At 73.6% G+C, this 14,840-nt stretch carries 5 protein-coding genes; 1 reads left to right on the top strand and 4 read right to left on the bottom strand.

The genetic code is table 11. The features are described 5' to 3' along the window. Positions 1-21: 21 nt before the first annotated feature. Positions 22-891, bottom strand: a complete 870-nt coding sequence (locus tag ACFV2X_RS33095) for a nuclear transport factor 2 family protein (protein ID WP_385623664.1) — start codon at positions 889-891, stop codon at positions 22-24. Between the two features lie 183 nt (positions 892-1,074). Here ACFV2X_RS33095 and ACFV2X_RS33090 point away from each other — a divergent pair, with 183 nt between their 5' ends. Beyond that, positions 1,075-2,355 carry a cytochrome P450 gene (locus ACFV2X_RS33090; RefSeq protein ID WP_385623662.1) on the top strand — a complete coding sequence of 427 codons (1,281 nt, stop codon included), beginning with the start codon at positions 1,075-1,077 and terminating at the stop codon, positions 2,353-2,355. 87 nt (positions 2,356-2,442) lie between these two features. On the opposite strand, the gene ACFV2X_RS33085 is transcribed toward ACFV2X_RS33090, so the two are convergent. From ACFV2X_RS33085 to ACFV2X_RS33075, 3 genes are all read right to left on the bottom strand, one after another. Beyond that, a complete protein-coding gene (locus ACFV2X_RS33085) occupies positions 2,443-4,848 on the bottom strand; it encodes a type I polyketide synthase (protein ID WP_385623660.1) in 2,406 nt (801 codons plus the stop codon). Positions 4,849-4,887: 39 nt separating this feature from the next. Further along, complete coding sequence (locus tag ACFV2X_RS33080; RefSeq protein ID WP_385623657.1) at positions 4,888-11,379, bottom strand: SDR family NAD(P)-dependent oxidoreductase; 6,492 nt, start codon at positions 11,377-11,379, stop codon at positions 4,888-4,890. Between the two features lie 12 nt (positions 11,380-11,391). Next, positions 11,392-14,840 (bottom strand): SDR family NAD(P)-dependent oxidoreductase (locus tag ACFV2X_RS33075; RefSeq protein ID WP_385623655.1); only part of this gene is annotated, 3,449 nt, incomplete at its 5' end.

The following is a 14,840-nucleotide window of genomic DNA, read 5'->3' as shown; positions in this document are numbered from 1 at the left end:
TCATGAGGGTGTCCGAGGCGGCTAAAGCGGGTCTTTCGGGGAAAGCCCCATCGTCAGGTCCGTGAGCCCCCAGAACCCCCGGATATGCGCGCCGAGGCCGTCCTCATTCACCTCACAGATGGTGATCATGCGCATGCGCATCTCGGCCGGTACAAACACCCGGGCGTCCCCCCGGATCACCACGAACCGGCCGTCCATCGACGAGACGGGCCGGCCGAGCACCTCGTGCACCTTGTTCTCGGAACCGCGGAACACATGCTTGCGCAGTGCGTCCTTGCCGTGCAGCTTCATACCGCCCACCGGGTCCTCGAAGACGATGTCCTCCGTGAACATGGCGACGGTCCCCTCGATATCGCCCTTGAGCAGCCGCCCGAGGTATTTCTCCGGCAACTGCCTCAGGGCCAGCTCGCGGGGGGTGACGGTGTCGGGGCCGCGGAACGACTCCGGTGTGCCGTCCACCGAGAGCTCGATATCGGGCCGGCCCCAGTACGCCCGCATGTCCTCGATGAGGCCGGACTCGCCGACGCGGAGCAGCAGCGCGTAGTGGTAGCGCAGACCGGCCGGCTCCGCACCCGATGGCGGTGGCACCCAGCCGCGGCCGGCGTACACCGGGCCACGGGGCCGGTAGTCCATCACCGCGGTGATCCGGGACAGCACATGGGTGCCGTCCTGCCCGACGACCGTGTCCTCCACGGTCTCCTGGACGTTTCCGGCCACGGCGCTCTCGAAGTGTGCGCGCAGCGCCTCGCGGCCACTGCCGCCACCGGCCCCGACCGGGTCCTCGTACGTGGCGTCCTCCGCGTACAGGTCGAGGAGCGCGTCGATATCGCCCGCGCTCAGGCGCCGGCTGTGTTCGAGTGCGATCCGCTTGCGCGGGCGCTCGTTGATCACCGTGTCCTCCCTGGCTTCAGGACCCCGAGCAGTCACCCTTGCCGAGCGCTCTAAAGCTGCCCTTGCCGCGCGACGTGGCAGCGACAGGGCTGCTTTAGGCGGATCGGCGATCCTCCGCACAGTCCCGGATGGCATGGGATGGGACGGCATGGGATGGCATGGCCGACGACGGAAGGCCCGAAGATGACACCAGAGAAACCGGGCCGGTGCCCGATCTCCCTCAACGACCCGGAGCTGACCGCCGATCCGTACCACGGCTTCGGGCGGATCAGGGAGGAGGCGCCCGTCGCCCTGGGCTCCCTGGCGGACGGCCGGAACATCTGGATCGTCACCCGCTACGACGATGTGCACGCCGTGCTCACCGATGAGCGCTTCGTCAGCAACTCCCAGTCGGTGCCCGGCACCACCACGAACCGCCACGCCGAGTCGCTGACCTGGCTGGGCCTGTCCGAGGAGCTGTTGCCCCTGCTCACCCGCGCCATCACCCAACTCGATCCGCCACATCACACACGGCTGCGCGAGCTGGTCGCGGGGTCGTTCTCGGCGCGTGTCCCCGCCCTGCTGCCCCGGGTGCGGGCGCTGGCGGACGAGCTGGTCGACGCGCTGCCGGTCCACGCCGTGGACGGGACCGGGACCGTCGACCTGGTCGAACACTTCGCCGATCCGCTGCCGATCGCGGTCGTCTGCGAACTGCTCGGCGTACCGGCCGAGGACCGGGCGAGATGGCGGAAGTGGAGCCATGACTACGCGGACATCCTTCGGCTGAAGAACATGCTCACGGAGTCCGGCGGCTATCTCCGGGAGCTGGTTCGGCGGCGCCGCGCCGAACCGGCGGACGACCTGATCACCGGGCTCATGGCGCAGGGCGCGGAGGGCGAGCGGCTCTCGGACACGGAGGTGGTCACCATGGCGTTCCACCTGATCGTCGCCGCACACGAGACGACCGCCGGCCTGATCGGCAATGGCGTCCTCGCGCTACTCACCCATCCCGGCCAGCTCGCGCTCCTCGCGAACGAGCCGCAGCGGATGCCGGAGGCCGTACAGGAGCTGCTGCGCTGGTGCAGTCCGATGGTGTTCGGCAAACCGCGGTACGCCACGGAGGGGATCCGGGTCGCGGACACACCGATCGGCAAGGGCGATGTGGTGCTGCCCGTACAGGGCGCCGCCAACCACGATCCGCGGCATTTCCCGGAGCCCGAGCGGCTGGACATCACCCGCCGGCCCGACGGCGAGGGCGGGCGACACCTGGCGTACTCGCGCGGGCCGCACCACTGCCTCGGGGCCACGCTGGCCGATCACGAGGCGGAGATCGCGCTGGGGACGCTCTTCGGCCGTTTTCCGCAGCTTGAACTCGCTGTTGCGGAGGAGGAGTTGGCGTGGCGTCCGGTGCCGGGCACCCGGCAGCTCGTCCGGCTGCCCGTGAGGCTGGGCGCCGAGGCGGCGGGGCCGGGGCGGCGGGCGTGACGTCGGGGACCGGCTCGCCGCGCGAGCCGGTCCCCGTCCAGCCGGTCCCGGTCCCGCCGGTTCCGGCACCCCCGTGTGCCGCGTCCGTCACCGTCCGTCGGACGGTACCCGGATCGGGTCGAACGCGGCCTGCCAGTACCGTCCGCGCTGAAAGGCGTACGTGGGCAGGTCGACGCGCCGCGCGTCGGTTCCGGCGAACACCGCGGCCCAGTTCACCGCGGTGCCACGGGCGTACAGATGGGCGAGGGCGGTGGCCACGGCGGTCGCCTCGGCCACGCCGGGCCGCAGCGCGGCCACGGCGTGCGGCCCCGTGCCGTCGAGGAGTTCGGCCACCTCATGGCCGCCCAGTTCGAGGTGGAGGGTGCCCTCCTTGGCCGAGGTGCGGGCCCGGTCGGCGATCTCCCGTGGCGTCTCCGCCCAGGCGTGCGGATGCGGGCCGGTCAGCGCCGCGCAGGCGTCGGGCAGTGCCAGCCGCCCGCTGAGGTGCTCCTCGGCGAGTCGGCCGACCCCGTGACCGCGTACGACCCCGGGCCGCACCCCCCACGACTCCAGCAAGCGGAACAGCGCCACCTGGACCGCGAAGGCCCTGGCCGATTCGAGACCTGCGGCCGGGGCGGGGCCGGCGCCGGTGTCGGCCTCGGTGAGCATCGCGTCACGGGCGGGGAACCCCAGATGGGCGTCGAGCGCCGCGCAGACCGTGTCGAAGGCGGCGGCGAACGCCGGGAAGGCGTCGTACAGCTGCTTGCCGGTGCCTGGAGCGAGGGTGTGGCCGGTGAGCAGGACGACGAGGCGGTGGCGGCGGACCGGTTCGCCGTGTACGACATGGGGCGCGGATGTCGCGTCGGCCAGTACCCGCAGGCCGTCCAGCAGGTCCCGGCGGCTCTCGCCGACGACCACTGCGCGGTGGCGCAGCGCGGCCCGGGACGTCGCCAGCGACAGGCCGAGATCGGCCGGGCGGAGCCCGGGCCGCCGCTCGATGTGGTCCAGCAGCCGGGCCGCCTGTGCGCGCAGCGCGTCGGGGTCGCAGCCGGAGACCGGCCAGAGCAGCACGCCGCCGCCCGCCGGCCCTGCCGCCACTTCCGACTCCGGCGCCGGGGGGTCGTCGGCCGGTGTCTGTTCCAGGATCACATGCGCGTCCGTACCGCCGAAGCCGAACGCGGACACCCCGGCCCGCCGTGGCCGGTCCGTGCCGGGCCACGGCGTGGCGTCGGTGACCAGCCGGATCCGGCCCTCGTCCCAGGGGATATGCGGGGAGGGCGCCTCGGTGTGCAGGGTGCGCGGCACCATGCCGTAGCGCATGGCCTGGACCGTCTTGATCACCCCGGCGATACCGCTGGCCCCCTGCGTATGGCCGAGGTTGGACTTCACCGCCCCCAGCAGCAGCGGCCGGTCGGCGGGGCGGCCCTCGCCGTAGACGGCCGCCAGGGCCTGTGCCTCGACCGCGTCGCTGAGCAGGCCACCGGTGCCCTGGCCCTCGACCGCGTCCACCTCGTGCGGCGCGAGACCCGAGGCGTCCAACGCCTTTCTGATCAGCCGCCGTTGGGCGGGCCCGTTGGACGCGCTCGCGCCGTTGGTGGCGCCTTCCTGGCCGATCGCGCTGCCACGGACGACGGCGAACACCGGGTGCCCCTGGGCGCGGGCGACGGACAGCCGCTCCAGGAGCAGCACCCCCGCCCCCTCGGCGAAGGCGATCCCGTCGGCCCCGTCGGCGAACGAGCGGCAGCGCCTGGCGACGGGCAGCCCGATCCCCCGGGCCGATCCGATGAAGGTGTCCGGGCTGGACATCACGGTGACGCCGCCGGCCAGCGCCATGGCGCACTCGCCGCCGCGCAGCGCCTGACAGGCCAGGTGCAGCGCCACCAGGGAGCCGGAACACGCGGTGTCCAAGGTGGCCGTGGGCCCTTCGAGGCCGAAGGTCAGGGCGATACGGCCGGAGAGCACGGCGCTCGAACCGCCGGAGGCGATATGGCCGAGCAGGTCGTCGGGGACATCCCTCAGATGTGGGGTGTAGTCCTGGCCGGTGGTGCCCATGAACACGCCGTAGCGCCGGCCGGCGACCGACCGCGGGTCGATCCCGGCCCGTTCGAACGCCTCCCACGAGGTCTCCAGCAGCAGCCGCTGCTGGGGATCCATCATCGACGCCTCGCCCGCCGAGATCCCGAAGGGCGCCGGGTCGAACGCGGCGGCACCGCCCAGGAATCCGCCCTCGGCCACCGCGCTGCGCGCCGCCGGGTGGGCGTCAGGCCCGCACATGCCGTCCAGGTCCCACCCTCGGTCGTCGGGGAAGGGGCAGATGGCGTCGCGCTCCTCGGCCAGCAGGGTCCACAGGTCGTCCGGGGACTCGACACCACCGGGGTAGCGGCAGGCCATCCCGACGATCGCGATCGGTTCCCGGGGGGCCGCGCGCAGCTGCTGGTTCTCCTTGCGCAGCCGCTCGGCCTCCTGGAGCGAGGCGCGCAGGGCTTCGACGATCTTGTCGTCGGCCACGGTCATGACATTCCTCCGAGGGGGCGGCACAGCGGGCGGCGCACGTCAGGACTCGCCGTTGCGCAGGGCCATGTCCACCAGTTCGTCGAGGTCCATCGAGGCGATATCGGCACTGTCGGTGCTCTCGGCGCCGTCTTCGGCCGGGGCCGGGGCCGGCTCGGACACCGTGTCGTCCGTACCTGTGTCGTCGTCCGCGCCTTCACCCAGCCGCAGCAGGGTCTCCAGCAGACCGGACTCCTCCAGCCGCCGCAGCGGGATGGCGGCCAGCACCTGGCGGACCCGGCTCTCGAAGGGGTCGGTGGGCGGGGCGATCTGCTCGCGCAGATGCTGGGCGAGCGCCAGCGGGTTGGCGAAGTCGAAGACGAGCGTGGCGGGCAGCCGCAGTCCGGTCGCGGCCGAGAGCCGGTTGCGCAGCTCGACGGCGGTCAGCGAGTCGAAGCCCAGCTCCTTGAACGTACGGTCGTGGGCGATCTCGTCGGCCGAGCCGTGGCCGAGGACGGCCGCCATATGCGCGCACACCGCCTCCAGCACATAGCCCTCGCGGTCGGCCTCCGGCAGCGCGGTGAGCCGTTCCGCCAGCGACGGCCCCGACGTACTCGCCGCACCGCTGTCGGCCACCCGCCGCGCCCTGGTACGGCCGGCGGCCGGGCCGCCGCCGGGGCCCTGTCCGGACTGCCGGATCGGGACCAACAGCGCGTCACCCGCGGCGTGCGAGCGGTCGAACAGCGCCAGGGCCCGCTCGGTGGGCAGCGGCTCCATACCGGCCTGCCGGATGCGCTGCAGGGTGCCGACGTCCAGCTCACCGGTGAGCGTGCTGGTCTCCTCCCACATGCCCCAGGCCAGGGACTGGCAGGGCAGCCCGTTGGCCTGGCGGTGCTGGGCCAGGGCGTCCAGGAAGGTGCTGGCGGCCGCGTAGTTGGCCTGCGAGGGGTTGCCGTACACCCCGACGACGGAGGAGAACAGGACGAACAGCGCCAGGTCGACGTCCTTGGTGAGCTCGTGCAGATACAGCGCGGCGTCGGCCTTCGGCCGCAGCACCCGGGCCAGTTGCTCGGTGGTCAGCGCGTCGACCATGCCGTCGTCGAGGACGCCGGCGCAGTGCACCACACCGGTCAGCGGATGGGCGTCGGGGACACCGGCCAGCGCCTCGGCGAGCTGTGCGCGGTCGCCGACGTCGCACACTTCGATGGTCGCGGTGGCGCCCAGCGCGGCCAGTTCGTCGCGCAGCTCGGTGGCGCCGGGGGCCTGCGGGCCCCGGCGGCTGGTCAGCAGCAGCCGCCGTACGCCGTGCCGGGTGACCAGGTGGCGGGCGACCAGGCCGCCCAGGGTGCCGGTGCCGCCGGTGACCAGGACCGTACCGTCCGGGTCCAGGGTGCGCGGCAGGGTCAGCACGATCTTCCCGACGTGGGCGGCCCGGCTGATGAGTCGGAAGGCGTCGCGCGCCCGGCGGATGTCGTAGGCGCGCACCGGGGGGTGGGCCAGCTCGTCGCGTTCGAACTGGCCGAGGATTTCGGTCAGCATGCGGCCGATGCCGTCCTCTCCCGGCGCCCCCAGGTCGAGGACGCGGTAGTGGACACCGGGGCTGGTCTCGGCCAGTTGCTCGGGGCCGCGGACGTCGGTCAGGCCCAGCTCCACGAACCGGCCGTCCCCGGTCAACAGGCGCAGCGAGGCATCGGTGGCCGCGCCGGTGAGGCTGTTGAGGACGACGTCGACGCCGCGGCCATCGGTGGCGGTGCGGAAGGCGGTCTCGAAGTCCAGGTCGCGGGAGGAGGCGCGGTGGGCCTCGTCGATGCCCATCGCCTCCAGTACGGCGTGCTTGCCAGGACTGGCGGTGGCGTACACCTCGGCGCCCAGGTGGCGGGCGATCTGCACGGCGGCCATGCCGACGCCGCCTGCTGCCGCGTGGATGAGGACCGACTCGCCCGCCTTGAGTCCGGCGAGGTCCACCAGCCCGTACCAGGCGGTGACGAACGCGATGGGCACGGCCGCCGCCTGCTCGTCGGTCCAGCCCGGCGGGATGGGCACGACGGAGCGGGCGTCGGCCACGGCGGTGGCCCCGAAGGCCCCCTGGAACATGCCCATCACCCGGTCGCCGACGGCCACCGATGTCACATCCTCGGCCACGTCGAGCACCACGCCCGCGCCCTCGCTGCCCCGGAACACCGCCTCGCCCGGGTACATGCCGAGCGCGATCAGCACATCCCGGAAGTTGATGCCCGCGGCGCGGACCTGGACGCGGATGTGGCCGGGGGCGAGCTTCTGGGGTTCGTCCGCCGCCACCAGGTCCAGGTTGTCCAGGGTGGCGGGGCCGGTGATGTCCAGCCGCCAGTGGGGCGTGTCCGGGAGGGTCAGGGCGCCGCCGGACGCCGCGGGGACCAGGCGGGACGCGCGTACCGTCCCGTCCCGTACGACGATCTGCTTCTCGCCCGCGGCCACCGCGGCGGCGACGGCCTGCGGCAGTTCGTGTACGTCGGTGTCGATCAGGACCAGCCGGTCCGGGTGTTCGGACTGCGCGGAGCGGATCAGACCCCACACGGGGGCGTGTACGAGGTCGGTGACGTCCTCGCCGTCGGTGGCGGCGACCGCGCCACGGGTGACCACCGCCAGCCGGGCGCCGGTGAACCGGTCGTCGGCCAGCCACCGCTGCACGGTGTGCAGCACCTCGCCCAGCCGGCGGCGCACCGCCTCGGCGAGGTCCGGGTCGTGCGGCGCCGGATCGCAGGGCAGCACGATGACCGGCGGGACGGGCAGACCGCCGTCCACCGCGGCGGCGAGCGCGTCGAAGTCGGCGTAGCGGCGCACCCCGTAGCAGCTGAGCGAGGTGCCGGTGGCGACCGCGGCCCAGTCGTCGGTGCCTGCGCCCGGCTCGGGGTCCGACAGTGGTGTGTACGACACGCGGAACAGCGCGTCGCGCGTGTCCTCGGCGCCACCGCTGGGGAGTTGTCCGGCCGTGAAGGGCCGGGTCACCAGGGCCTCGATCGAGATCACCGGGTGTCCCGAGGCGTCGGTGGCGTGGACGGACATGCCGTCGTCGCCGACCGGTGCGAGCCTGACGCGCAGCAACTCGGCGCCGGAGGCGGCCAGCGACACACCGTTCCAGGCGAACGGCAGCGCCATCCGGCCCTCGGTGTCGCCGCGTACCGCGGTCAGCCCGCTGGCGTGCAGCGCGGCGTCCAGCAGGGCGGGGTGGATGCCGAACGCGGCGGCGAGCCCGCGCTGCTCCTCCGCCAGGACGACCTCGGCGAAGACCTCCGTATCGCGCCGGTAGACGGCGCGCAGGCCGCGGAAGGCGGGGCCGTAGCGGTAGCCGCCCTCGGCGAGCTGGTCGTAGCAGCCGTCCACGGACACGGGCTGGGCGCCCTCCGGCGGCCACTGGGCGAGGTCGAACGGCTCGGCGGCTCCGCCGCCGGACACCAGTGTGCCGCTGACGTGGCGCACCCACGGCTGGTCGGTCCCGGCCGGGCGGGCGTACGCACTCAAGGGACGGCGGCCGTGCTCGTCGGGCCCGCCCACCACCAGTTGCAGGTCGGTGCCGCCCTCGTCGGCGAGCACCAGCGGGCTGGCCAGCACCATTTCCTCGACGCGGTCGCAGCCCACCTCGTCCCCGGCCCGCACGGCCAGCTCCACGAACACGGCGCCGGGCACCAGCACCGCGCCGGCCACCGCGTGGTCGGCCAGCCATGGATGGGTGTCCAGGCCGAGCCGGCCGGTCAGCACCACCTCGTCGCCCTCGGCGAGTACGGTGACGGCGCCCAGCAGCGGGTGGTCGGCCGGGGCGAGGCCGAGCCGGGTGGGGTCCCCGGCTCCGGCGCCGCCCGCGTCCAGCCAGTAACGGCGGCGCTGGAAGGCGTAGGTCGGCAGGTCGACGGGGCTGACCCCGTCCGGGAACACCCGGCTCCAGTCCACCGCGACACCGTGGACATGGGCCTGGGCCAGCGCGAGGAGGAAGCGGTCCCAGCCACCCTCGTCCCGGCGCAGGGTGCCGAGCGCGGTGGCGCCCACGCCCGCTTCGTCGATGGTTTCCTGGGTGCCGATGGCGAGGACCGGATGTGGGCTGCATTCGATGAACGCGCTGTGCCCGTCCTCCAGCAGCGCCTCGGTGGCCTGCTGGAACTTCACCTGCTGACGGAGGTTGGTGAACCAGTACGTGGCGTCCATGGCGGTGCCGTCGATGCGCCGCCCGGTGACGGTCGAGTACAGCGGGACGGAGCCCGCCTTCGGCTCGATGTCCGCGAACGCCTCGGCCAGCCGGTCGTTCAGCGCGTCGACGTGGGCGCAGTGCGAGGCGTAGTCCACGGGGACACGCCGGGCGCGCACCCCGTCGGCCTCGTAGCCCGCCAGCATTTCCTCCAGGGCGTCGGCGTCGCCGGACACCACGGTCGAGGAGGGGCCGTTGACGGCGGCCACGCTCAGCCGGCCGTCCCAGCGCTCCAGGTGTTTCTCGACCTGCTGTACGGGCTGCGGTACGGAGGCCATACCGCCGCGGCCGGACAGCTCGGGCAGCGCCTGGGAGCGCAGCACCACGACGCGGGCCGCGTCCTCCACCGACAGCACGCCCGCCACGCAGGCCGCCGCGATCTCGCCCTGGGAGTGGCCCACCACGGCCGCGGGCTCCACCCCGTACGAACGCCACAGCTCGGCCAGGGCCACCATGACCACCCACAGCACGGGCTGGACGACGTCGACCCGCTCCAGGGAGGGCGCGCCCGCCTCGCCCCGCAGCACCGACTCCACGGTGTAGTCGGTGTGCCGCTCCACCGCCGCCGAGCAGCGGCGGAAGTGTTCGGCGAACACCGGGGAGGCGTCGGCCAGGGCGAGGGCCATGCCGACCCACTGCGAGCCCTGGCCGGGGAAGACGAACACCGTCGCGCCGGGGCTCGGCACGCCCGTGACCACCTGTCCTGAGGGGGTGCCCTCGGCCAGCGAGGCCAGCCCGGCCAGAAGGGCGTCGCGGTCGGCGGCGACCACGGCGGCGCGGTGCGACTGCGCGGCGCGCGCATGGGCGAGGGCGAAACCGACACGGGTCGGGCTCGCCTCCGGCCGCTCGGCGAGGAAGTCCCGCAGCCGGGCGGCCTGGGCGCGCAGCGCCGCCTCGCCACGCCCGGACACCAGCCAGGGGACCACCGGCAACTCGGCGGTGGGGGCGGGCTCGTCGGCCGGCGGGGCCTGTTCGAGGATGACGTGCGTGTTGGTGCCGCTCATGCCGAACGACGACACGCCGGCCCGGCGCGGTCCGCCGGTCTCGGGCCACGGCAGCGCCTCGGTCAGCACCTTCACCGTGCCCTCGGACCAGTCCACCTGGGTGGTGGGCTCGTCCACGTGCAGGGTGCGCGGCAGAACGCCGTGCTGGAGCGCGTACACCATCTTGATCACCCCGGCCATGCCGGCGGCGGCCTGGGTGTGCCCGATGTTGGACTTCACCGAGCCCAGCCACAGCGGGCTGCCCTCGGCGCGCCGCCTGCCGTAGGCGGCGATCAGCGCCTGCGCCTCGATGGGGTCGCCCAGCGAGGTGCCGGTGCCATGCCCCTCCACCACGTCGATGTCCCGGGCGGACAGCTGGGCGTCGGCCAGCGCGGCGCGGATGACGCGCTCCTGGGCGGGGCCGTGGGGCGCGGTCAGACCGTTGGAGGCGCCGTCCTGGTTGATCGCGGAGCCGCGGATCACGGCCAGCACCGGATGCCCGAGGCGTTCGGCGTCCGCCAGCCGCTCCACCAGCAGCACACCCACGCCCTCGCCGGGGCCGAAGCCGTCGGCCGCCGCCGCGTACGCCTTGCACCGGCCGTCGCCGGCGAGCCCCTTCAACTTGCTGAACTCCAGAAAGGTGCCGGGCGTCGCCATCACACACACCCCGCCGGCCAGCGCCAGCGAGGACTCGCCCTTGCGCAGCGACTGCACCGCCAGATGCAGCGCCACCCCGGACGAGGAGCAGGCGGTGTCCACCGTGAAGGCGGGGCCCTCCAGGCCGAGGGTGTACGAGATACGGCCCGACATCGAGCTCGCGGCCAGCCCGGTGGCCATGTACCCGGCCACGTCCTGCGGCGCGTCGGCGCCACTGCCCGCGTAGTAGACGGTGCTGCCGCCGACGAACACACCGGTCTTGCTACCGCGCAGCGACGTCACATCGATACGGGCGCGCTCGATGGCCTCCCACGCGGTCTCCAGCAGCAGCCGCTGCTGCGGGTCCATGGCCAGGGCCTCGCGCGGCGAGATGTCGAAGAAGTCGGCGTCGAAGTCCGCGATGTCCTGGACGAATCCGCCCTCGCGCACATAGCTGGTGCCGGTCTCGCCCGAGTCGTTGAACAGACCGGGGTCCCAGCCCCGGTCGTCCGGCATCGGGGAGACCACATCGCGCCCCTCGGACACCAGGTCCCACAGGGCCTCCGGGGTGTCCGTCCCCCCGGGGAACCGGCAGGCCATCGCGACGATCGCGATCGGCTGGCGGTCGCGGGCCTCCACCTCGCGGAGGCGCTGCTGAGTGTCATGCAGATCGGTCGCCACTCGCTTGAGGTAGTCGACCAGCTGTTCCTGGTTCGCCATGGCGGTCCTCTTTCAGGCCCTTCCCAGCTGGGAGTCAATGAATTGCAGCACTTCATCGGCCGAGGCCGCCTGGAGCCGTTCCGCGACGCCGTTGCCCTCCGCCGCCGCGGGCTGCTGGCGGCACCGCGCCAGCAGCGCTTCGAGCCGGGCCGTCACGGCGTCCCGCTCCTCGGCGTCGGCGAGCAGATCGACGTGGTCCTCCAGCCGGTCCAGTTCCTGAATCAGCGCCTCCGACCCGCTCAGCCCCTCGGAGACCAGCTGATCCCGCAGATGCTCGGCGAGCAGCGCCGGGGTGGGGATGTCGAAGATGAGCGTGGAGGGCAGCTTGATATCGGTGGCCTGGCTGAGCCGGTTGCGCAGCTCGACCGCGGTCAGCGAGTCGAACCCGATCTCCTTGAACGGCCGCGCCGGATCGACCGCGAGTACGTCACCGATCCCGAGCACGGCCGCCACGTTGCGGCGCACCAGCTCCAGCAGCGTACGGCTCTGCTCGACCGCCGAGAGGCCCGCCAGACGCTCCGCCATCGACGAGGCGTCCCACGCGTCCCGGCCTACGGGGTGCCCCGCGGCGGCGCGGCGGACCGGTGCCCCCCGTACCAGGCCGCTGAGGATACGGGGCAGCACATTGGCGGCCGCGAGGTCCCGTAGCGCGGCCGCGTCGAGGCGGACGGGCACCAGCAGGCTCTCGGGCCGCCGCACGGCCGCGTCGAACAGGGCGAGGCCCTGGTCGGAGGACATCGCCCGGATACCGGAGCGCTCCATCCTGGCGATATCGCGCTCGGCGAGGGCGCCGGTGATGCCGCTGCTCTGCTCCCAGTGGCCCCAGGAGAGCGCCTGACCGGGGAGCCCGGCGGCCCGGCGGTCCTGGGCGAGCGCGTCGAGGAAGGCGTTCGACGCCGCGTAGTTGCCCTGTCCCGCGACACCGGCCACGCCGCCCGTCGAGGAGAACAGCACGAACGTGGCGAGGTCCGCCGCGCGGGTCAGCTGGTGCAGATTGACCACCGCGTCCACCTTGGGCCGCAGCACCTTGTGCAGTTGCTCGGCCGTGAGGGACGGGATGGTGCCGTCGTCGGTCACCCCGGCGGCGTGCACGACACCGGTCAGCGGGTGTTCGGCGGGGATGCCCGCCAGCAGCTCCGCCAGCGCGTCGCGGTCGGCGGCGTCGCAGGCGGCGACCGTGACCTCGGCGCCCAGCGCGGCCAGTTCGTCGCGGAGCGCCGCCGCGCCGGGCGCGTCGCCACCCCGACGGCTCGTCAGCAGCAGATGGCGCACGCCATGGGTGGTGATCAGGTGGCGGGCGAGCATGCCGCCGATCGTGCCGGTGCCACCGGTGATCAGCACGGTGCCCCCGGTGTCCAGGACGTCGCCCGGCAGGTCCGGCGGGGTGGGGTCGGTGTCCTGGCCGATACGGGCCAGGCGCGGGACGACCACCCCGCCGTGGCGCACCGCCACCTGCGGCTCGCCCGATCCGAGCGCGACGGCGAGGGCACTGGGCAGCAGGTCAGTGGGGTTGCTCTCGTCGGTGGCTTCCAGGTCGGCGGCTTCCAGGTCGACGAGAAGGAGCCGGTCGATGTTCTCCAGCTGCGCGGAGCGCACCAGGCCCCACAGGGCGGAGTGCACCAGGTCGGTGACCCCCTCGTCGCCGCCGGTCGACTGGGCGCCGCGAGTCACCACCGCCAGCCGGGAGTCGGCGAACCGCTCGTCCGCGAGCCAGTGTTGGACAACCCCGAGAAGGCGCGCGGTCTCGTCGTGGACCGCGGCGGCGAGCCCGGGGTCGGCTTGGGTCACCGCGCCGGCGAGGGGCGCACAGGGCAGCACCACCAGCTCGGCGGGCGGTGTGCCGTCGTCGACGGCGCGCGCCACCTCCGCGAGGTCCGGCGCGGTACGGACGGAATGTCCGGCCCGTTCCAGCGCGTCGGCGATGCCGAGGCCGTCGTCGCCCACCACCTCCCAGGCGCTTTCGGCGAGCACACCGGGCTTGGGTTCGGCGGAGATCCACTCGACGCGGTACAGCGAGTCGAGCCCGGCATCGTCGCTGCGGCGCAGCTGCTCCAGGGAGACCGGGCGGGAGACCACCGCCTCGGCGGACGCGACCTGGCGGCCCGAGGGGTCCGCGACGCTCAACGACACGCCGTCCGCCGTCGCGTTCGGCACCATACGGACGCGCAGCGCGGCGGCCCCGGTGGCGTACAGCGACACACCGCTCCAGGTGAACGGGAGCAGCATCTGCCCGTCGGGCGTACCGCCCTGGCCGATGCCACCGGCTTGCAGCGCGGCGTCCAGCAGGGCGGGGTGCAGCCCGAAACGCCCGGCCTCCTCCCGAAGTTCCTCAGGCAGAGCGGCCTCGGCGAACACCTCGTCCCCGCGGCGCCAGGCGGCCTTCAGACCGCGGAACGCGGGCCCGTAGCCATAGCCCGCCTCGGCCAGTCCGGTGTAGAGACCGTCCAGGGGCAGCGGCTCGGCGTCGGCCGGCGGCCACTGGGTGAAGTCGAAGTCGTCCGGCCGGGCGCCCGTGGTGAGGGTGCCGCTCGCATGCCGGGTCCACGGCCGGTCGGCGTCGTCGTGGCCGTTGGCGCGGCCGTCGGCGCGCGCGTGGACGGTGAAGGCGCGGCTGCCGTCCTGGTCCGGCGCGGAGACGACGAGCTGGAGTTGCAGCGCCCCCTCCTCGGGGAGGATCAGGGGGGCTTCCAGGACCAACTCCTCGACGCGGTCGCAGCCGACCTCGTCCCCCGCGCGCACGGCGAGGTCGACGAACGCCGTGCCGGGCAGGAACACCGAACCGGCCACGGCGTGGTCGGCCAGCCAGGAGTGGCCGCCGGTGGAGATCAGACCCGTGAGCACGACCTCCCCGCTGTCGGCGACCCGGACGGCGGCGCCGAGCAGCGGGTGGTCGGCGGAGGTGAGGCCGAGGCTCTGGGCGTCACCGGAGCCGCCGAGAGTGGCGGGGTCGATCCAGTAGTGGCGGCGCTGGAAGGGGTAGGTGGGCAGATCGAGGACGGCCGGGGCCTGGGTGTCGGTCGTGGTGTCCACGCCGTGCCAGGCCCTCCAGTCCACCGGCAGCCCGGCCGCGAAGGCATGGGCCAGCGCCCGGGCCAGCTGGACCGGACCACCCTGATCCCGCTGAAGGGTCGGCACGGTGGCCACCGCGACCTCACCCGCCTGAGCGGTCTCCTGGATGCCCACGCTGAGTACGGGGTGCGGACCGGCCTCGACGAGCACCCGGTATCCGTCGGCCAACACGGCCTCGATCGCGGTGGCGAACCGCACCTGACGGCGCAGATTCTCCACCCAGTACGCCGCGTCCAGCGTGGCGGTCTCCACCCGGTGGCCGGTCATGGCCGAGTAGAACGCGACCCCCGTGCCGATCGGTGTGATCTCCCCGAGCAGCGTGACCAGGTCCTCGGCGATCTCATCCACCTGCGGACCGTGCGAGGCATAGTCCACATCGATCAACCGCGCCC

The organism is Streptomyces sp. NPDC059679, assembly GCF_042734105.1.
GTDB lineage: Bacteria > Actinomycetota > Actinomycetes > Streptomycetales > Streptomycetaceae > Streptomyces.
This window is presented reverse-complemented; position numbering and strand designations above follow the sequence as displayed.